At 69.2% G+C, this 19,597-nt stretch carries 16 protein-coding genes; 12 read left to right on the top strand and 4 right to left on the bottom strand.

The window, feature by feature from the left end; translation table 11 throughout:
* Positions 1 to 397: 397 nt before the first annotated feature.
* From ACQPZO_RS19775 to ACQPZO_RS19745, 7 genes are all read left to right on the top strand, one after another.
* Positions 398 to 1,039 carry an N-acetyltransferase family protein gene (locus ACQPZO_RS19775; protein WP_433342976.1) on the top strand — a complete coding sequence of 214 codons (642 nt, stop codon included), beginning with the start codon at positions 398 to 400 and terminating at the stop codon, positions 1,037 to 1,039.
* A complete protein-coding gene (gene infA, locus ACQPZO_RS19770) occupies positions 1,027 to 1,251 on the top strand; it encodes a translation initiation factor IF-1 (protein WP_387026116.1) in 225 nt (74 codons plus the stop codon). Before ACQPZO_RS19775 ends, infA begins: the two co-directional genes overlap by 13 nt.
* A gap of 584 nt (positions 1,252 to 1,835) precedes the next feature.
* On the top strand, positions 1,836 to 2,831 hold the full coding sequence (locus tag ACQPZO_RS19765; protein ID WP_433351101.1) for an acetamidase/formamidase family protein: 996 nt from the start codon (positions 1,836 to 1,838) through the stop codon (positions 2,829 to 2,831).
* Positions 2,832 to 3,026: 195 nt separating this feature from the next.
* On the top strand, positions 3,027 to 4,562 hold the full coding sequence (locus ACQPZO_RS19760) for a class I adenylate-forming enzyme family protein (RefSeq protein ID WP_433342974.1): 1,536 nt from the start codon (positions 3,027 to 3,029) through the stop codon (positions 4,560 to 4,562).
* Positions 4,563 to 4,727: 165 nt separating this feature from the next.
* Complete coding sequence (locus ACQPZO_RS19755) at positions 4,728 to 6,326, top strand: class I adenylate-forming enzyme family protein (RefSeq protein WP_433342972.1); 1,599 nt, start codon at positions 4,728 to 4,730, stop codon at positions 6,324 to 6,326.
* An 8-nt stretch (positions 6,327 to 6,334) separates the two neighbouring features.
* The gene (locus ACQPZO_RS19750) at positions 6,335 to 8,008 is read left to right on the top strand and encodes a class I adenylate-forming enzyme family protein (protein ID WP_433342970.1); all 1,674 of its coding nucleotides are present in this window, start codon (positions 6,335 to 6,337) and stop codon (positions 8,006 to 8,008) included.
* Positions 8,009 to 8,038: 30 nt separating this feature from the next.
* Positions 8,039 to 9,259 (top strand): cytochrome P450, encoded by a 1,221-nt coding sequence (locus tag ACQPZO_RS19745; protein WP_433342968.1) that lies wholly within the window; start codon positions 8,039 to 8,041, stop codon positions 9,257 to 9,259.
* Positions 9,260 to 9,308: 49 nt separating this feature from the next.
* On the opposite strand, the gene ACQPZO_RS19740 is transcribed toward ACQPZO_RS19745, so the two are convergent.
* The 4 genes from ACQPZO_RS19740 to ACQPZO_RS19725 form a co-directional block, all read right to left on the bottom strand.
* A complete protein-coding gene (locus tag ACQPZO_RS19740) occupies positions 9,309 to 10,595 on the bottom strand; it encodes a phthiocerol/phthiodiolone dimycocerosyl transferase family protein (RefSeq protein ID WP_433342966.1) in 1,287 nt (428 codons plus the stop codon).
* Between the two features lie 22 nt (positions 10,596 to 10,617).
* A complete protein-coding gene (locus tag ACQPZO_RS19735) occupies positions 10,618 to 11,412 on the bottom strand; it encodes an arylamine N-acetyltransferase family protein (protein ID WP_433342965.1) in 795 nt (264 codons plus the stop codon).
* Between the two features lie 82 nt (positions 11,413 to 11,494).
* Positions 11,495 to 12,439: a phytanoyl-CoA dioxygenase family protein gene (locus tag ACQPZO_RS19730; protein ID WP_433342963.1), complete on the bottom strand. Its 945-nt coding sequence runs from the start codon at positions 12,437 to 12,439 to the stop codon at positions 11,495 to 11,497.
* A gap of 203 nt (positions 12,440 to 12,642) precedes the next feature.
* The gene (locus ACQPZO_RS19725) at positions 12,643 to 13,776 is read right to left on the bottom strand and encodes a class I SAM-dependent methyltransferase (RefSeq protein ID WP_433342961.1); all 1,134 of its coding nucleotides are present in this window, start codon (positions 13,774 to 13,776) and stop codon (positions 12,643 to 12,645) included.
* A gap of 289 nt (positions 13,777 to 14,065) precedes the next feature.
* Here ACQPZO_RS19725 and ACQPZO_RS19720 point away from each other — a divergent pair, with 289 nt between their 5' ends.
* From ACQPZO_RS19720 to ACQPZO_RS19700, 5 genes are all read left to right on the top strand, one after another.
* On the top strand, positions 14,066 to 14,389 hold the full coding sequence (locus tag ACQPZO_RS19720; protein ID WP_433342959.1) for a hypothetical protein: 324 nt from the start codon (positions 14,066 to 14,068) through the stop codon (positions 14,387 to 14,389).
* Positions 14,386 to 15,507 (top strand): DegT/DnrJ/EryC1/StrS family aminotransferase, encoded by a 1,122-nt coding sequence (locus tag ACQPZO_RS19715; RefSeq protein WP_433342957.1) that lies wholly within the window; start codon positions 14,386 to 14,388, stop codon positions 15,505 to 15,507. Before ACQPZO_RS19720 ends, ACQPZO_RS19715 begins: the two co-directional genes overlap by 4 nt.
* 29 nt (positions 15,508 to 15,536) lie before the next feature.
* Complete coding sequence (locus tag ACQPZO_RS19710; RefSeq protein ID WP_433342955.1) at positions 15,537 to 16,772, top strand: methyltransferase domain-containing protein; 1,236 nt, start codon at positions 15,537 to 15,539, stop codon at positions 16,770 to 16,772.
* Positions 16,773 to 16,835: 63 nt separating this feature from the next.
* The gene (gene rubN8 / locus ACQPZO_RS19705) at positions 16,836 to 18,110 is read left to right on the top strand and encodes an amino sugar nitrososynthase RubN8 (RefSeq protein ID WP_433351099.1); all 1,275 of its coding nucleotides are present in this window, start codon (positions 16,836 to 16,838) and stop codon (positions 18,108 to 18,110) included.
* A 105-nt stretch (positions 18,111 to 18,215) separates the two neighbouring features.
* On the top strand, positions 18,216 to 19,592 hold the full coding sequence (locus ACQPZO_RS19700; protein WP_433342953.1) for an NDP-hexose 2,3-dehydratase family protein: 1,377 nt from the start codon (positions 18,216 to 18,218) through the stop codon (positions 19,590 to 19,592).
* The last annotated feature ends 5 nt before the right edge of the window (positions 19,593 to 19,597 follow it).

Raw genomic sequence — 19,597 nt, 5'->3', positions numbered from 1 at the left:
GGCGATGGTGGGGGACGAGCCGGCCCTGCTCCTCGTCCTCGTCCTTGCCGTCCGCCTCGGTGAGAACCACCCGCGGCCCGTCGCGAGAAGCCGGCTGTTGAACGACTCCTTACGAAGGGACCCGGAACCCTATTCAAAAGCCCTTTCGTGGAAGAGGGCTTCCCTGAGGGGTTCTACACCCAGGCGGTTGCGCGCGACGACGCCCGGTCTGGTAACGTTCAGCCTCGGCCGTGACAGACCTTTGAGGAGGTGGGACCCGTGAATGTTGGTTCGATGATGTGGGTGCTCCCCCTACCGGTCACGGCAGGCGACTGACGGAGACGTCGCAGGAGCGCCCCAAAGGCACTCCTGAAAGGCGACAACTATTTACGTCACTACGCATCCCATCCCAGACCCCGTGACGCCCGTCATCACGAGGGTCGCGGCAGATCAGTGGCACGCCGTCGAAGATGACTTGGTGGTCGGCCGCGGCGACACTATGCGCAGGTCCGACGGCCGAATGTTCATCAGCATCGACACGTGGCACGACGCGGTCTTCGACCGGCTGGCCGCCGCCATGCTGGCGGAACTGCCGGCGCCGCTGTACACGATGGTCGACGCCGACGACTCGGATACGAACTCGAACTGGCGACGGGCTGGCTTCGCCGTCCATCGACGTGAGCGGCAGTACCTGTTGGTGCCCACCGAAGCGCAGACCACCGCCCGGCCCCCGACCGGGGTGACTCTCACAGGCGGCGATGGTGTGTTCCACGCCGAAGTCGAGGGCGCCGAGGTTGGTGTGCTCCGGGTTCTGCCGTCGATGCGGGAGAACGGGACGCCGCGGATAGCGCGGTTCGTCTCCGTCGAGGTCCGTGCCGACCAGCGGCGCCGTGGCATCGGCCGGGCGCTGCTGGTGCACGCGCTGGGTGCTCTGCACGCTTGCGGGTTCAACATCGCGTCAGTCGACGTCGACGAAACTGACACCGCAGCGATCCCGCTGTTGGAGGGCGTCGGCGCCCGCCGCGCGAGCAGCAGCCTGGAGTTGATATGGCAAAAGTAAACCGGGGTATCGAAGTCAACGGCATCGTCGTCGAGTGCCTGAAAGACGCCCGCTTCAGGGTGCAGCTCGACAACGGGCACAAGGTGCTTGTGCACATCAGCGGGAAGCTCCGCAAGAACTTCATCAAGATCATGCTGGAGGACAGGGTGCTGGTGGAGCTGAGCCCCTATGACCTGACCCGCGGCCGGATCACCTACCGGTACCGGATGTAGTAGCCGGCAGAACCTGCCAAGTCGGGAGCGGTGCGGATCTCCCAGGGGATCCGCACCCTTCGAGGAGCGTCTGCGTCAGCCAGTTCACGGTGTCGCGTCGCTAAGACCTTTTGCGACCCCTGATTCGGTAAGGCAATTGCCGCACAGGTCCCGCCGCCGAGCAGGGTCGGCGGAGCGTTCGGGGTTGTTCGCACCCCGATCCAAGATTCGCACCCCGATTACCCGTTCAAGGGCTGCGTGACGAGGCACTGGTCGAACAACAGGCGGAGTTCAACAAACAGTTCACCGGTATCCGCTCTGCCGTCGAGCGCGCTTTAGCCGGCTTCAATTGCTGGCGGATCTTCTCCGAGGAGGGCGGGCGCTTCCGCGCCCCCATCGAGAAGTTCGCAAAGTCCCTTACCGCCGTGGTCGGACTACACTCGAATTCACGTCCGCGACAATCTGATGATTCTGCTATCGCACTCTATGCGGCCTGGCCGAAAGTCTGCGGTGCGCCCTCATCAGTCAGGTTGGTAGTATTTCCGGCGACGCCCGGACTTCCTTGCCTGGCCTATCTTCGGCTGCCTAGCGTAGCAGCCGTGACGATGCATACGGTTCAGTCCACACTGGCCACGGTCCGGCCGGGAATCCTCGATTCCGGAGCTGCGCCGGCCGCCAAGATCGAACCCGGCGACGAGGTTCTCTATCCGGACACCTGGACGAACTGGCAGAACCAGCTGCGGTACGGCATGTCGTCGGCCGACCGTGCGCGGCTGCGCAAGGAGTACCCGGGCTGCCCGTTCCAGATCATCGGCCCGGTCGAGGTGACCGGTGCCGAGCCGGGCGACGTCGTCGAGTGCCGGCTGACGGAGTTGCGGCTGAGCGACTGGGGCGGGAACGCCTTCCCGACCCGGGCCGGCGCGTTGCCGTACGACTTCGACGAGCCGTACTTCCACGACTTCCGGTTCGACCCGACCCGGACCCGAGCCGACTACGTCCACGGGATCTCGCTGCCGCTCGACCCGTTCGCCGGCATCATCGCGGTCGAACCGCCAGGCGACGAGCAGGTGAGCGCGCTGGTCGGCGGCGTGCACGGCGGCAACCTGGCACTTCCCGAGCTCACCGTGGGTTCGTCGCTGTTTCTTCCCGTGGCCAAGCCGGGGGCCCGGATCTGGATCGGTGACGTGCACGCCTTGCAGGGCGACGGGCTGGTCGACCAGACCGGCCTGAAGTCGACGGCGGAGCGCCTGCGGATGCGGTACGACCTCCACAAGAACGTCGGCTTGACCCGGCCCCTGGCCGAGACCGACACGCACTGGGTCGGCATCGGACTGGCCGACAGCCTGGAGGCCGCGCTGGTCGACTGCCTGCGCGCAATGATCAGCTGGTTCAGCGCGGCATCCGGCGTCACCCGCGCCGAGGCCCACGCACTGTTCAGCATGGCGGCGAGCTTCCGGATCACCCAGTACGCGGACCAGAGCGAGATCCACCACGTCGATGTCCCCCTGCCGCCCAAGGGCGTGCACGCCCTGCTGCGCAAAGACGTCTTTCCGGCCGACCTGCGTACCCGGGTCAACCGTTGGCTGCGCCCCGCGTCCTGACGCGATTCAACCTTCCGGGAAATGTCCGGCCGCCCCATTCGTGGTGACCAGGTGCAGTCAATGTGAGGGATGGTTACCGCGGCACTCTCTGGTTAGTCTGCGATTTATCCCGCTCGGCCACTGGTCATCGCATTTTTCCCGGACAGGAAGGCAAACCGGGTTATGAGTACGACGCATGTGCATTATGTTCAGCAGTTGCTGACCGGTTTCGATGCCGATCCGGATCGCGTTGCGTTGGTCAGCAGGGGCGTCCTCCTCACCGCGGGGGAGCTGGCCGATGCCACCCGCCGGGCCGCGGCCGTGATGGGCCGCCAGGGCGTCAACCGCGGCGACGTTGTCTGCATTCTGACCGAGCCGAACACCGCCGCCACGCTGATCCTGCGGTGGGCGGCGAACTTGGTGGGGGCGACCGCCGCGCACGTGCGCGGGATGAACGCGGTGGTGCCCGATGACGAGTTGCGGGTGGAGTTGCAGCGCGCGGTCGTCGCGGATCTCGGCGCACGGATGCTGGCGGTCGATCCGGCCAACGAGGAGCGGGCGCGGGATCTGGTGGTGAACGCGGCCGATCGGCCGATTCTCGCCGTGCTGGGCGCCGGGCGGCCGGACACTGTGGACCTGACGGCGGGTTCCGGTGATGGTGTGGGTCCGGGTGCGGACATCGTCGACGGTGACCTCGCGTTGATCACGCAGACGAGTGGGTCGAGCGGCCTGCCGAAGGGTGTCTGCTGGACCTTCGGGGTCAAGAACGAGATGGCCACGTCGGCCGTCGGCCGCAGCGGCCGGACGAACCTTCTGATCACCGCACCGCTCACCCATTCCAGCGGGTTCGGCGCGGACGACACGCTCGTCACCGGTGGCATGGTCGTGCTGCACAACGGCTTCGACGCGGGGGCCGTGCTGCGCGCGGTCGCCGAGTACCGCATCGGCCGGCTCATTCTCGGCACTCCGCAGGTGTACGCGCTCGCCGAGCATCCGGACCGGGCGGGCACCGACCTGTCCAGCTTGACCGAGCTGATCTACACCGGCAGCCCCGGGGCGCCGCTCCGGCTGCGTGAGGCCTGGGAGATCTTCGGTCCGGTGCTGATCCAGGTGTACGGCACGACCGAGACCGGCGTGCTCACCATGCTCTTCCCGGACGATCACGGCGACCTGCGCGCGTGCGGCACCGTCGGCCGGCCGTTGAGCCCCGAAGCGCTGAGCATCCGGGACCCGGAGACCGGTGCGGCGCTGCCCGCCGGCGAGGTCGGCGAGGTCTGCGCGCTACCGCGCTGGCCGATAGCCGGCTATTGGCACGAGCCGAAGCTGACCGCGGCGCTCGTCCGGGACGGCTGGGTGCGCACCGGCGACCTCGGGCGCCTCGACGCCGACGGTTACCTGCACCTGAGCGGCCGGATCGCGGACATGATGAAGGTCAAGGGTCTCCGCATCCACCCCGAGGCCGTCGAGAGGGTGCTGAGCCAGGCGCCCGGCGTGTCCCAGGTCGCGGTGTGCGGCGTGGAGGACCCCGACCGCGTGGAGCGGATCTACGCCGCTGTCGTGCCGAAGCCCGGCGCCGTCGTGGACCTTCAGGAGTTGTGCCGCCATGTCGCCGAGGCACTGTCCGACAACCACGTCCCCAGCTTGATCGAGATCCGCCAGGAACTGCCGGTGACCGGCCCGGGCAAACCCGATCGGGTCCAGCTGCGGGCCGATGGCCGCGCGGCACTGACCCGGCCCGTCTCCCGGGTCTAGGGGTGATTCAGCCTTCCCGGGAAATGTCGGGCCGCCTCATTCGCGGTGACCACGTGCAGTCAATGTGAGGGATGGTTGCTGCGGCACTCGCCGGTTAGTCTGCGATTTGTCTCGCTCGGCCACTGGCCATCGCATGTTTCCCGGACAGGAAGGCGAAACCGGGTGATGAGTACGACGCATGTGCATTATGTGCAGCAGTTGTTGTCCCGTTTCGATGCCGATCCGGGTCACGTTGCGGTGGTCAGTGATGGTGTCCCCCTGACCGCGGGGGAACTGGCCGATGCCACCCGCCGGGCCGCGTCCGTGATGGGCCGCCAGGGCATCACCCGCGGCGACGTCGTCTGCATTCTGACCGAGCCGAACACCGCCGCCACGCTGATCCTGCAGTGGGCGGCCAACCTGGTGGGGGCGACCGCCGCGCATATGCGCTGGGTGAACCCGGACGGGCCCGACGACGAGTTGCGGTTGGAGTTGCGGCGTGCCCTTGGCGCGGATGTCGGTGTGCGGATGCTGGCGGTCGATTCGGCCAACGAGAAACGGGCGCGGGCCCTGGTGGTGAACGCGGCCGGTCGGTTGATTCTCGGGGTGCTGGGCGCCGGGCACCCGGACACCGTGGATTTGACCGCGGGTTCCGGTGATGGTGTGGGTCCGTGTGCGGACATCGTCGACGGCGACCTCGCGGTGATCACCCAGATCAGGCTGTCGAGCGGCCGGAATGGCGTCTGTTGGACCTTCGGGGTCAGGAACGCCATGGTCTCGGCGGCACCCTTCCCACCACCCATGGCTGGCTCGAGCGCCGCCGGCCGCAGCGGCGGGACAAACCTCCTGATCACCACACCGCTCATCCATTCCGACGTGTTTGCCGCGGACGACACGCTCGTCAGCGGTGGCCTGGTCGTGCTGCACAACGGCTTCGACGCGGGGGCCGTGCTGCGTGCAATCGCCCAGTACCGGATCAGCCGGCTCGCTGTCGGTACTCCTCAGGTGTATGCCCTTGCGGAGCACCCGGACCGGGCGGCCACCGATCTGTCGAGCCTGACCGAGCTGTTCCATGCGGGAAGTCCGGCGGTGCCGCAGCGGTTGGGTGAGGCCCGAAAGGTTTTCGGTCGGGTGCTGATTCAGGTGTACGGCACGACCGAGGCCGGGGTGCTCACCATGCTCGCTGCCGACGATCTGGGCGACGTGGACGGCTCTGGGGCGGTGGGGCGGCCGGTGGATCCCGAGGGGTTGAGTATTCGGGATCCGGAGACCGGCGCGGCGTTGCCTGTGGGTGAGGTCGGCGAGGTCTGTGCGAAGCCGCGTTGGCCGTCGGCTGGCTACTGGCATGAGCCGACACTGACCGCGGCGCTCGTCCGTGACGGCTGGGTGCGCACTGGTTACTTCGGGCGCCTCGACGCCGACGGTTACCTGCACTTGGGTGGCCGGATCGCGGGCATGCTGAAGGTCAAGGGCATCAGCATCCACCCCGAGGCGGTGGAGAAGGTGCTCAGCCGGGTCCCGGGCGTGTCCCAGGCCGCAGTGTGTGGGGTCGAAGACGCCAATCGGGTGGAGCACATCTACGCCGCCGTCGTGCCGGAGCCCGGCGCCGTCGTGGAGCTTCAGGAGTTGCGCCGTCATGTCGCCGAGGCCCTGTCCGACAACCACGTTCCCAGCTTGATCGAGATTCGCCGGGGACTGCCGAAGACCGGCTGGGGCAAACCCGATCGGGTCCAGTTGCAGGCCGCTGCCCGCGCGGCACTGGCCCGCTCCGCCTCCCCGGTCTAGGGGACCGGATGGATCTCCGTCAGGCACAGAAGGGGAGGGTCTCGTTGAACCGCACCTCTACTCGGTACACCGACCACGTTTCCGCCGACCAGCGTCGGGCCTGGGCCGCCGCGGGCTACTACCCGGGCCAGGACTTGTACTCCCTGTTCCGTGGCCACGTCCAGCGCACGCCTCAGGCGCCGGCCGTGCTGGACGCCGAGGGGACGGTCAGCTACGGCGAACTGGACCGGACAACCCGGCGCCTGGCCGCGGGGCTGGCACAGCTTGGCATCGGCCCCGATGACGTCGTGGCGGTCCAGTTGCCCAACGCCCGCCTCGCGTGTGCCGTCGACCTCGCCGTCGCGGCGGTGGGCGCCATCGTGCTGCCGTTTCCGCTCGGCCGGGGCGACCGCGACGCGGTGAGCCTGTTGCGCCGCTCCGAGGCGGTCGCGGTGATCACCGTCGCCGATCATCACGGCTATCCCTGCGCCGAGCGCATCCGGAAACACGCCGACGCCCTGCCGATGCTGCGTGCCGTCATCGTCGCCGGGGACGGCGCCGCCGAGACGCCGGGCTGCGTGCCGATCGAGTCCCTGTTCGCCGCCACCGCGGACGAGTTCGTGCCGCGGGAATTCGACCCCGACGGGCCGGCGCGGATCCTGGTCACCTCCGGGTCCGAGGCGGAACCGAAGATGGTCCTCTATTCGCACAACGCGCTGACCGGCGGGCGGGGTGCCATGATGGCCGGCCTGCACCGAGGGTCTCCGGCCACGATGCGCAACTTGTTCCTCGTCCCGCTGGCGTCGGCCTTCGGCTCCAGCGGTACGCCGGTCACCCTCGCGACCCTGGGCGGGACCCTCGTGCTGAGGCCGACCTTCGACGCTGCCGCGACGCTGCGGACCATCGCCGACACCCGGCCCACCCACCTGCTGGGCGTGCCGACGATGCTGCGCATGCTGCTGGACTGCCCGGATGTCCAGGACACCGACCTCAGCGCCCTGCAAGCCGCCGTACTCGGTGGGTCCGCGCTCGACCCGGACACCGCGCGGCGCGCCGAGAAGCTCCTGGGCTGCACAGTCGTCTCGCTGTACGGGTCGGCCGACGGGGTCTCGTGCAACAGCGGTCTCGGCCGTTACGACGGTACGGTCGGCCGTCCCGACCCCGCCGTCGCGGACATTCGCATCGTCGGCCCGGACGGGCTCGAGCTGCCAACCGGAGCGACCGGCGAGGTCGTCGCGCGCGGCCCGATGTCGCCGATGAGCTACATCAACTCCCCGGAGCTGGACCGCACGCTGCGCACCCCGGACGGGTGGACCCGCACCGGAGACCTCGGGCTGATCGACGACCTTGGCCGGCTCCGGATCGTCGGACGCCGCAAGGACGTGGTCATCCGCGGCGGCCTCAACATCAGCCCGGCGGAGGTCGAGTCGGTGCTGATCACGCACCCCGCGATCCGCGACGTCGCCTGCGTGGCGGTGCCGGACCCGTTGTACGGCGAACGCGTCTGCGCCTGCGTCGCCACCTCGGCCGACCTGAGTCTGGCCGAGGTGACCGCCCACCTCGCCGCGGCCGGGATGGAGCCACGGAAGTTCCCGGAGCGTCTGTTGCTGGTGGCCGCCCTGCCGCTGAGCGCCGCCGGAAAGGTGGACCGGCAGGCGCTCCGGGTTCAGGCCGCGAAACAGGGATTCGACGCGACCCGGTGAAACCCGGTCCAGAGCAGAGGATGTCACCGCATGACTGAGGGAACCTCGGAACCGATCTCGTATCTCCAGTACTGGGACCGCACCGAAGCGTTCGATCCACCGGCGGTGCTCGGTGAGCTGGTCCGGACGCGGCCACTGACCCGGATGGTGTACCCGGACGGTCACGTCGGTTGGCTGGCCACCAGCCACGACCTCGCCCGTGAGGTGCTCAGCAACCAGGCGTTCAGCCACCGGTTCCACACCACCCACGCGCCGGTGACGAAGAAGGGCGAGATCTTCCCGTCCGTGCCCATCGTGCCGGGCGGGTTCATCCACATGGATCCGCCGGAGCACACCCGCTACCGGAACCTGCTCAGCAGCGAGTTCAGTGCCCGCGCCACGAGGGCGTACGCCCCGCGGGTGGCCGAGCTGGCCGCCGTGCAACTCGCGGAGGTACGGGAGCACGGCTCGCCGGTCGACCTCCTGCCGACCTACGTCCGGCCGCTGTCGCTGCGGGTGTTGTGCGAGGTGCTGGGGGTCCCGTTCGCCGGCAGCGCCGTCCTGTCCGCCCTGAGCGACAGCGCCACCGATGACGAGGTCAGCCTCGAGGCGGAGCGGGAGGCCGGGACCCGGGCGTACCACCACCTCCTGGACCTCGTGGGCAAGGCACGGGTGGAGCCGGGCGAGAACGTCATCGGGCGGCTGGCCGCCGAGCCCGGGCTGACCGACCGCGAGATCACCAACATGCTGCTGATCGTCTTCGCGGCGGGCTTCGCCAGCTGCGAGGGTGCGCTCGCGTCGTCGCTGCTGGCGCTGCTGCGTCATGGCGACCAGCTCGACGCGCTGCGTGCGGCCGTGCGGGCCGACGGCGCGCAGGGCATCGAGCGAATGGTCGAGGAGCTGCTGCGGTACACGTCGGTCAACCAGTTCCAGATCTTCCGGACCGCGTTGTCCGACGTGGAGCTCGGCGGAAAGTTGATCCGCGAGGGGGAGACGGTGACGGTCGCCCTGCCGGCGGCCAACCGTGATCCGGCCAGGTTCGGCTGCCCCGACCGGTTGGACCTGAGCCAGGACGCGTCCGCTCACCTGGCCTTCGGGTACGGCGTACACGCCTGCGTCGGGCAGCGGCTGGCCCGGCTCGTACTGGCCGAGGCGCTGGCCTCGCTGGTGCTCGGCCTGCCCGGACTCGCCCTGGACGTGCCGCTGGAGCAGGTTCCGGTGCGTCTGAAGACCCCGGTGTTGAGCGTGCTGCGCCTGCCCGTCCGCTTCTGACCTCGACCTGTCCGCGGGCGGCCGGATGTGCTCCGGCCGCCCGCCTGCTTCATCGCCGCGAACGCGGCGCCCGGTCGGCGCAGGTCAGCAGCGAGTCGCGGATGTGGTCGTGGATCGAGTCCATCTGCTCGGTGGTGAAGCACTGCGTGCTGTACGGCATCTCGATGCTGAACCGGCCGTAGATCGTCGCCGGCGACGCGAGCAGCGGGCCCGAGCCGCGCTCCGGGTCCCACCGGCTGGACAGCGGGAACTTGGTCATGTCGACGATCTCCAGCCCCTTCGGGGACGGTGGCCCGTCGATCCGTCCGACGTTGGTGAGCACCAGGCTGGTCGGCCAAAGCTGCGGGTGGGGGAGCAGCCGGTCCAGTGCCTGCATCTCCATCGCCGCGTCACCCCGCGCGATGCCGGCGCGCAGCTCGGTGGTGAAACGGTGGCCCAGCTTGACCAGGTCGACGCCGGCGGGCACCTCGAGCAGATCCCGGTACCAGGAGACCATGGGCACCATCGCCTCGTGGCTGAGGTCCGGCGCAACCTGATCGCGCAGGTCCACGGTGCAGAAGCTGGACAGCCGATGACCGTCCAGCTCCTCGGGCAGGCCCGCGCGTACGGCCGCCAGCAGCGCCGCGGCGACCAGCCCGTTCACCGACACCCCGGCGTCCTTGGCGAAGGCCAGCAGGCCGGTGGTCTCCGATTCGGTCAGCCGGAGCCGGCGCGAGGTCATCAGATTCTCCGCCGGCACCGTCGATGCGGACCCGGCCGCCCGGAACGGCAGGGATGCCACCGGCGCGCCCTCGGCCCGCTTGAGCCGCTCCTGGACGTAGGCGTCCAGCTCGGCCTCGCTGCGCGGCGGCAGCCGCTCGTCGAGCGGGGCCGGCCACTCCTGCGGCCGCGAATCCGGCGCGGAGTAGCTGCCGGACTGGATGTCGATGTACCGCTGCCAGATCCGGCGGCAGAACGCGGTCGCGCTGCGGCCGTCGCAGATCGCATGGTCGACGCCGAACATCACGATGTCCTCGTCGGCGCCGGTCAGCAGGACGGCACGCGCGAGCGGGCCGCCGAGGTACAACGGCTTGTTGTACTCCTGAAGCTGCGCACCGGGCTCGTTGCGCCGGACGTGCAGCCGCGGCAACTCGCTCGGCTCCAGCCGGCTGAGGTAGTAGTCGTCGCCGTCCTTCTCCAGCCGGCTGCGCAGCCCCGGCGCCTCGGCGAGGACAGCGGTGAACGCCGCGTCCAGAAGCTGCGCGTCGACGCCGCCGCGCACCACGCAGATCTGCAGCGCCTGCGTCCTGATCTCGCTGACGTACATCCGTTCCGACCGGGCAATCCGTCGGCGCATGCCTTCCTCCTCGTTGTCGGGATCAGCCGACCTCGCCGGCCAGGATCGCGCTGCGATGCGCATGCCAATCACCGTCGTCGATGATGGTGCGGGTCTTCTCGATGCCGCCCCGGACGGTCAGATAACGACGGCCCTTCAACACCACCTGGCCGTCGGAGACCGCCCGGCTGTAGAGCTCGCCGCCGCCGCCCGCCGCGAGCGCGGCGTTGATCGCGTGTTCCACCGGTGCCCAGTCCGACCGGTCGCGGACCTTCGTGGTGAAGTCGTAGACCGTGCTCCACCGGCCGAGCCGGGGGCGGCGCCGCAGCGACACGCCGTCCCCGTCAGGAACGAGCCGGTACCGGCAGCCGTACTGGAGTTGATCGCCGGCCGCGCCGTCGAGGCGCAGCGGCTCGACGAACGACGGCCCGGCGTACCCGATGTCGACCAGCCAGGACCCGCCGGCCACCCGGGCCAGGATGAGCATGTGCTCGACCTCGACACCGTACGACTGGCGGCCCTCCACCGTCGTGCCGGCGATCAGGTCGGCATCGAACCCGAGGTCGCGCAGCAGCCGCAGGAACAGCCGGGTCATCTGGACGCAGCCGCCGCCGTGACCCGCCGCCACCACCGAGTCGAAGGTGGCGTCCTCGTCGAAGTCGACCAGATCGACCAGCCGGCCGCTCGGCGCCGGCACCGCCAGCGAGCCCGCGCTGTTGAACGGGATGCTCTCCATGTGCCGCTTGTGCAGTGCGACGAGGGTCGTCAGATCCGCGGCCGGCCGGCTGGTGGCGGAGTCGTGGCCCAACCGCCGCAGGTACGTGTCGCTGTCGTACATCGTCGTCCCTCTCCGGCATCCCTCACGCCGACAGCCGGCAGGTCGGAAACCCCCGCCGGCTGTCGAATCCGACCACGGACCGCTATTGGCCGTTGTCGTCGAACGACGCCACCAACGGCCGCAGCGGAGTGAAGTCGTGCCAGGGGTTCTGGAGGATCTGGCGCCACGTCGCGTCGTGCCCGCGGACCTTGAGCCGGAAGTAGACCGTGCGCCGGACGGAGTCCGACGTGTTGCTGCCGACGTTGTGGCCGACCATGTAGTGCTTCAGCAGCATGTCTCCCGCGCGGGCGCGCACCTGCTCCCGCTCGGGCAGCTTGATGTCCGGGTAGGAGGTGAAGGCGTCGGGCCCGTGCTCACGGAAGTACTTTGCGTGGGCGCGGTGCGTTCCCGGCCAGGCGTAGAGGTTCCCGGTATCGTCGCCGTCCTGGTCGGTGAGGAAGAAGCCGGCGAGCATGGTGAAGGTTCGCGGGGGTTCATCGGCCTTCCGGCGCATGCCGCCGTCGATGTGCGGCATTCCCCGGTCGTCGACGTAGGGCGGAAAGGTCATCGCGATCTGCGTCTGCCACGGATATTCCATGGCACCGTCACCGGTGAGTTCCTCGGCGAGCTCGAAGGCCTGGGTGTCACGCAGGAGCGCCGCGAGGTCCGGCTCCTCCTCCCACTTCGGGAACATGAAGTGCGGTCCGGCGTGCCCTTCCTCGGGCGGATGGGCGCGTAGCTGCTTGTCCACCGCCGCGTTGGCCGCGGCCAGGATGTCCGGAGGCACGACGTCCGGGATCACGATGAAGCCGCGTTCGGCGAACTCCAGCAGCTGTTCACGAGTCAGGCTCCGCCGCACACTCAACGTCCGCGAGTCGATGCTGGTCGGCATGGCTTCGGTGGGCGCGGCGGGCGCGGCGCGCCTGGCCGACTCCAGGATCGCCCGCTCGATCGCCGTCGTGACGGACGCGCCACCGCGGGTCAGGGCGGCAAGTGCCTGCTCGATCCGGGCGTCAACGCGAATGGTGATCGTGTCGTCTTCAGCCACGAACTTTCCACCCTTCCTGTCGCATTCGATGTTCAGGACGTGCTGCCGATGCTAGGTCGGATGTGGAGGGATCCCTATCCCTCGGTCTGACAGCACCTGGCCGGGGGATCCCGCAGATATGACACGGCGTCGTTTGGGGCCTAGAAGTAGGAGAAGGAGTAGTCGAACGGGGTGAGGGCGCTCATTGTCTCGGCCTGCGGGGCTCAGGTGCGGGTGATCGTGGCGAGCCAGGCGGGTACCCCGTCGGCGTATTTGTTGTTCTCCAGCGTTGCGGGTTCGATCGAGTCGACCCGCCAGCCGGTGGCGAAGGTGGCCCGGATTTCGTCCTGGCTCACTCGTCGTGGTCCGTTGCCGGGTGGGTGGCGGTCGCTGAAGCAGAGGAGGAACAATCGTGCGTCCGGGGGCATGACGATGGCCAGGTTGTCGGCGTAGCGGATCCGTTCGGGGTCGCTGAAGACGTGGAACAGGCCGCTGTCGAGGACTGTGTCGAACTGCTCGCCTGGCTTGCCGAGTTCGAAGGCGTTTCCGACCAGGAAGCGCGCCTGCAGGCCGCGCTCGCGGGCTTTGCGCCGCGCGGTCTCGATCGCTGTCGGCGCCGGGTCGATGCCGAGGGCCGGCAGGCCGAGTGCGGCCGCCATGAGGGCGTGCTCGCCGGTGCCGCAGCCGATTTCGAGGACCCGGCCGCGGAAGGCGCCTGCCTCGGCGAGGTGGCGCATGGCCGGTTGCGGGCGGCTGGTGTCCCAGGGCGGCGTCTCGGCGGTGTACCAGTCGAAGAGTTCCGGCGAGATGGTCCCGGCCAGCCGGCGTGCCAGTTTCTCCAGTGTCCCGACCAGTTCCTTGGCCTGGCGGGGGTCCTGGATCCCGGCCGCTGCGGTGAGCCGCTCGTCGATGCGCGCGGCGGCGTTGTGCCGGGGGATCGGCCGGACCACGGTCCGTTCGGGGGCGTTCGGGTCGGCGGTGGTGGTCACGGCGTCGAGGCTGCTCAGGGTGGTGACGGACGCCTCCACGTGGCTTGCTGGGAAGCCGGTGCGGTCGGCGATCTCGGTGATCGAGGTGTCCGGGTGTTCGAACACGTCGATCATGACGTGGCGCACGCCGGGGGATAGCCGCTGCAGGCCGGTGGGGTCCGGGATGGCGTCCTCGCCGATCTGTATCAGCTTGCGCGCGAGGGCGTACAGCTCGAAGCCGTCCATGTCGGAAGCGTGATCGACGCGGGGCGGGGCACACCATCCCACAGGTTGACAGTGCGCTCGGCTGTTCACCCGCGACGGCTGGACGACTGGTGTCGCGGGTCCGAGGTCTTTTGACGGGAGAAGATCTTGACCATGCTCATCCACGAGGCGCTGGTCGGGGTGAAGTGCATGGTGATCCGTGGGTGCTCGTCAGCTCCGAAGCCGAGCACCATCACCCGGACGAAGAACCAACGCGGCAGCAACAGACACGAGAAGCAGCCTCCCGCACCCAAACCGTCAAATCAATTCAGACACGCAACACTAGCAGTGTGAGGGATGCCAGGGCCCTGCGGTCCGGATCTACCGTCTCCGGTGAGCATCGCGCCAATCTTCTCGCCTATCTCGACGGGTTGTGAGCGCGTGGAGAGGTGCATTTTGACGAAAAGATTCAGGCGTGGCACGTTTTACCCACGCATTCCGCGCGAGGGTTACGCCGTTCGCCTTTCCAGTTGGCTCGTTCTACCTGTCGGGTGCGGCGTTCCGGTTGTGGAGCGAGAACACGCCGTGCAGTGCCGTCGCCACCGCACAGACCTACGTCCACCAAATACGCAAGAAATGTCAGCGCCGGTTCGATCAGATCGGCTGGGGTGAGCTGGTGGAGACCGTCGTCGACGTCCCGCCCTGCTCCCCGCCCGCGTTCCGAAAGCTGGAGATCCGGGCCGAGGCCGATGCGCTGTCAGTCGGTGCAACGCTCGCCCACGAGGGAGGGCAACGGTGATGATCCGCGTTTGGGACTACCTGCCGGAGTACCACGACGAACGCGAGGAGGTACTCGCCGCGGTGGCGAAGGTGTTCGAGTCCGGCCAGCTGATACTGGGTCCGAGCGTGGCCGGGTTCGAGGCGGAGTTCGCGGCGTACCACGGCGTCACCCACTGCGCCGGCGTGGACAACGGCACCAACGCGATCAAGCTGGGGTTGCAGGCGCTCGGCGTGGGCCCGGGCGACGAGGTGATCACGGTCGCCAACACCGCCGCGCCGACCGTGGTGGCCATCGACGGGACGGGCGCCAAGCCGGTCTTCGTGGATGTGCGCGAGGACGACTTCCTCATGGACACCGACCAGGTCGCGGCCGCGATCGGCCCGCGCACCCGGGCGCTGGTCCCCGTGCACCTCTACGGCCAGTGCGTCGACATGGCCCCGCTACGCCGGTTGGCCGCCCAGCACGGCCTGGCCGTCCTGGAAGACTGCGCCCAAGCGCACGGCGCGCGCCACCACGGCCAGCTGGCCGGCGCGATGGGCGACGCCGCCGCGTTCTCGTTCTATCCCACGAAGGTTCTCGGCGCATACGGCGACGGCGGCGCCGTGATCACCGGCGACGAGCACACCGACCAGAACATCCGGCGCCTGCGCTACTACGGCATGGAGGACCGCTACTACGTGGAGCGGACTCCCGGGCACAACAGCCGCCTCGACGAGGTGCAGGCCGAGATCCTGCGGGGCAAGCTGCGCCGGCTCGACGCGTACATCTCGGGGCGCCGCGTAGTCGCGCAGCGCTACACCGAGGCGCTGGGCGACCTCGCCGAGCCGGGCGGGCTCGTGCTGCCGACGGTGTCGCCCGGCAATGAGCACGTGTACTACCTGTACGCGGTTCGGCACCCCCGGCGGGACGACATCATCGAGCGGCTGCGCGCGTACGACATCGCGCTGAACATCAGCTACCCCTGGCCAGTGCACACGATGGCCGGATTCGCGCACCTCGGATACGCCAAGGGCTCGCTGCCGGTCACCGAGAAACTGGCCGGCGAGGTGTTCTCGCTGCCGATGTACCCGTCGCTGCCGCTCGACCGGCAGCAGGCGGTGATCCGGGCCCTTCGCGAGGTGCTGGCCGGTTTCTGAGACAACCCATCTGGTACGGAGGGAACACCATGCCGGGAGAACTGGCGACCGCCACCTGCAGAGTGTGCGACGGGAATGTCCATGAGTTCCTCGACCTAGGCCGTCAGCCGCTGTCCGACGCGTTCCGGGAGCCGGACAGCGACGCCACGGAATTCTTCTTCCGGCTCGCCGTCGGGCAATGCGAGTCGTGCACGATGGTGCAGCTCACCGAGTCGGTACCGCGGGAGAGGATGTTCCACGAGGACTACCCGTACCACTCGTCCGGGTCGGCGGTGATGCGTGAGCACTTCGCGAGCGTCGCACAACGGTTCCTCGCCACCGAGCTGGCCGTGCCGGACCCGTTCATCGTCGAGATGGGCTGCAACGACGGCGTCATGCTGAGCACGATCCAACAGGCCGGCGTACGCCATCTGGGCTTCGAACCCTCCGGGCGGGTGGCCGAGGTGGCCCGCGCCGCGGGCGTCCAGGTACGTACCGCGTTCTTCGAGGACTCGACGGCAACGCAGGTCCGTGACGCGGAAGGGCCGGCCCAGGTCATCTTCGCGGCGAACACCATGTGTCACATCCCGTACCCGGACTCGATCTTCCGCGGCGTCGACGCGCTGCTGGCGCCGGACGGCGTGTTCGTGTTCGAGGACCCGTACCTCGGTGACCTGGTGGAGAAGACGTCCTTCGACCAGATCTACGACGAGCACTTCTTCCTGTTCAGCGCGCACTCGGTGCGGGCCATGGCCGAGCACTACGGATTCGAGTTGGTCGACGTGGAACGGCTGCCGGTGCACGGCGGCGAGATCCGGTACACGCTCGCCCGGGCCGGGAGGCGCACGCCCAGCGCCGCCGTCGCCGGCCTGCTCGCCGAGGAGGACGCCCGCGGGCTGTCCAGCATGGCGACTCTGCGTGGCTTCGCCGCCAGCGTGATGCGCGTGCGCGACGACCTGGTGGAACTGCTGCGACGGCTACGCACCGACGGATCCAGCGTGGTCGCCTACGGCGCCACGGCGAAAAGCGCCACAGTCACCAACTTCTGCGATATCGGGCCCGAGCTCGTCTCCTACGTGTGTGACAGTACGCCCGCCAAGCAGCACCGGCTGACGCCCGGCAAGCACATCCCGGTACGCCCGTCGACCGCGTTCCGCGATCCGTACCCGGACTACGCGCTGTTGTTCGCGTGGAACCACGCCGACGAAATCATGGCGAACGAGCAGGAATTCCGGCGCTCCGGCGGGCGATGGATCAGCTATGTGCCGAACGTCCGGGTGCTCTGAGGGATCGAGGGGGCTATGCAGGAACAGGACACCGCGTCACCGTCCCACGTCGGTGCCGCGTTGATGGAGACGGAACGGGACACGCCGCGACCGGCGGTGCCACCCGGTGACCTGACTACCGCGATCACCGAGCCAGGTCGAGAGTTGCTGACCATCCTGGCTCGGCACCTGCCCCGGATACGGGCCGCGGCGGCACCGAACGACCGGGACGGCACGTTCCCCGCCGAGACGTTCCGCGGCTTCGCACGTGACGGCGTGCTGGGCGCGACCGTGCCCGCCGAGCTGGGCGGGTTGGGTGTCAGCCGGCTGCACGACGTGGCGGTCGCGCTTGTGCGGGTCGCCGAGGCGGACGCCTCGACCGCGCTGGCCCTGCACGCCCAGTTCAGCCGGGGGATCACCCTGACGTACGAGTGGCGGCACGGCCCGCCGCCGACGCAGGAACTGGCCGAGCGGCTGCTGCGCGCGATGGCCCGCGGCGAGGCGGTGGTATGCGGCGCGGTGAAGGACTACGGGCGAGAGGTCACCCAGCTGCGCCCCGACGGCACCGGTGGTTGGCTGCTGTCCGGCCGCAAGACTCTGGTGACGATGGCGCCGATCGCGACGCACTTCGTCGTCTCCGCCCAGGCGCCGGTCGCCGGGGGAGCAACGCTGCTGCACGCCCCTATCGTGGCCCGGGACACCCCGGGGCTCTCCATCGTCGACGGATGGAACGGCCTGGGCATGCGCGCGTCCGGCACGCTCGACGTGGCGTTCGACAACTGCCCGGTGCCCGCGGGTGACGTGCTGGCGCGTGGCAGCGTAGGCGCGCACAGCGACGCGGTCCTCGCCGGGCAGGCAGTCAGCTCCATCACCATGCTCGGCATCTACGCCGGCGTCGCCCAGGCCGCCCGCGACCTCGCGGTGGACACGGTCGCCCGGCGGTCGGCCACACCGCCCGCGGCGTCGCGCACCCTGTTCGCCGAGATCGAGGCGCGGCTGTACGCACTGCGGGCCACCGCGTCGGGCGCGATCGTCAACGCCGACGAACTGTCCCCACGTCACGACATGGATCCGGATGAGCGCGGCCGGCGGATGATGACCCCGTTCCAGTGCGCCAAGCTCATGGTCAACCAACTGGCGGCCGCGGTGGTCGACGACTGCCTCACCGTGGTGGGCGGGGCCACGTACGTGGCGGAGCACCCGCTGGCCCGGCTGTATCGGGACGTGCGCGCCGGCCGGTTCATGCAGCCGTACACGTACGCCGACGGGGTCGACTACCTGAGCGCGCAGGTGCTGGGCCTGGAAAGGGACAACAACTACGTCAGCGTACGGGCCACCCGGCCGGTGGACGGCCGGTGACGAGCCGACGCATCGACTCGGCCGTGGCCCGGCTCACCGTCTGACGGCCGGCGTCACCGCGCTTTGCGCAGTCCGGTGCCCGACCTCGTCTCGAAGGGAACCAGGATGACGATCGCGACGCGGCTGGCGGAGCGGGATGACACCCGGCTGCCCGCACGGCTCGCGCGTTCCCGGCGGGCCGTCGCGACCGGCACGGGCATGCGGACCGAGGACTTCGACGCCTGGCTCGCCGGGCGCCGCGAGGCGCACCGCTTCACCGTCGAGCGGGTGCCGCTCGCGAAGATCAAGGGCTGGTCGTTCGAACCGGACAGCGGCAACCTCGTGCACCGCAGCGGGCGGTTCTTCAGCGTGGAGGGGCTGCACGTCGTGATCGACGGTCGCGAGTGGCAGCAGCCGATCATCGTGCAGCCCGAGGTGGGGATCCTCGGTATCCTGGCCAAGGAGTTCGACGGCGTACTGCACTTCCTGATGCAGGCCAAGATGGAGCCGGGCAATCCCGGCCTGTTGCAGCTCTCGCCGACCGTCCAGGCCACGTACAGCAACTACACCGGCGTGCATCGGGGCGCCGACGTGAGGTACGTCGAGTACTTCACCCGGCCTGGCCGGAGCCGGGTGCTCGCCGACGTGCTCCAGTCGGAGCACGGCTCCTGGTTCCTGCGCAAGTCCAACCGCAACATGATCATCGAGACCTTCGACGACGTGCCGCCGGACGACGACTTCTGCTGGCTCACTCTGGGGCAGATCGGCAAGCTGCTGCACCGCGACAAAGTCGTGAACATGGACGCACGCAGCATCCTTGCCTGCGCCCCGACGGCGCCCGCGGAGGCGGGCGCGGTGCGCTCCGACACTGATGTGCTGTCGTGGTTCACCAACGAGCGGGCCCGGCACGACGTGCGGGCCCGGCGCATCCCGCTCGCCGAGGTGAGCGACTGGGTGCGCACCGACGACAACATCCAACACGTCGGGAACCGGTACTTCCGGGTCGGCGGGGTGTCCGTCGAGGCCGGGAACCGCGAGGTGACCTCGTGGATGCAGCCGCTGTTCGAGCCGGTCGGCATGGGTCTCTGCGCGTTCCTGGTCCGCCGCTTCGGCGGGGTGCCGCACCTGCTGGTCCAGGCCCGGGCCGAGGGTGGTCTCCTCGACACCGTCGAACTCGGGCCGACGGTGCAGTGCACCCCGGAGAACTACGCCCACCTGCCGGAGCGGGATCGGCCGCCGTTCCTCGACCTGGTGCGCCGTGCCGGAGCGGACCGGATCCGATACGCCGCGATGCACTCCGACGAGGGTGGCCGTTTCCTCAACGCCGTTGGCCGCTACCTGCTCGTGGAGGCCGGCGAGGCCGAGGCGGGCGCCGAGCCCCCGCCCGGGTTCGCCTGGGTGACCCCCGGCCAGCTGAATTCGCTGTCCCGGCACGGGCACTACCTCAACATACAGGCGCGTACGCTGCTCGCGGTCGTCGGCTTGCTGAACGGGCTACTGTAGGTCGG

The organism is Micromonospora sp. CA-111912, assembly GCF_050948415.1.
In the GTDB taxonomy this organism is placed as follows: domain Bacteria; phylum Actinomycetota; class Actinomycetes; order Mycobacteriales; family Micromonosporaceae; genus Micromonospora.
The sequence above is the reverse complement of the archived record's forward strand: the minus strand, read 5'-3'. Positions and strand labels throughout refer to the sequence as shown.

Bases quoted from the DNA above. Each gene is read 5' to 3' on its own strand.
- infA (WP_387026116.1), top strand. From the start codon at position 1,027: ATGGCAAAAGTAAACCGGGGTATCGAAGTCAACGGCATCGTCGTCGAG.
- ACQPZO_RS19750 (WP_433342970.1), top strand. From the start codon at position 6,335: ATGGATCTCCGTCAGGCACAGAAGGGGAGGGTCTCGTTGAACCGCACC.
- ACQPZO_RS19740 (WP_433342966.1), bottom strand. From the start codon at position 10,595: ATGCGCCGACGGATTGCCCGGTCGGAACGGATGTACGTCAGCGAGATC.
- ACQPZO_RS19710 (WP_433342955.1), top strand. From the start codon at position 15,537: ATGCCGGGAGAACTGGCGACCGCCACCTGCAGAGTGTGCGACGGGAAT.
- ACQPZO_RS19745 (WP_433342968.1), top strand. From the start codon at position 8,039: ATGACTGAGGGAACCTCGGAACCGATCTCGTATCTCCAGTACTGGGAC.
- ACQPZO_RS19735 (WP_433342965.1), bottom strand. From the start codon at position 11,412: ATGTACGACAGCGACACGTACCTGCGGCGGTTGGGCCACGACTCCGCC.
- rubN8 (WP_433351099.1), top strand. From the start codon at position 16,836: ATGGAGACGGAACGGGACACGCCGCGACCGGCGGTGCCACCCGGTGAC.
- ACQPZO_RS19755 (WP_433342972.1), top strand. From the start codon at position 4,728: ATGAGTACGACGCATGTGCATTATGTGCAGCAGTTGTTGTCCCGTTTC.
- ACQPZO_RS19700 (WP_433342953.1), top strand. From the start codon at position 18,216: ATGACGATCGCGACGCGGCTGGCGGAGCGGGATGACACCCGGCTGCCC.
- ACQPZO_RS19765 (WP_433351101.1), top strand. From the start codon at position 1,836: ATGCATACGGTTCAGTCCACACTGGCCACGGTCCGGCCGGGAATCCTC.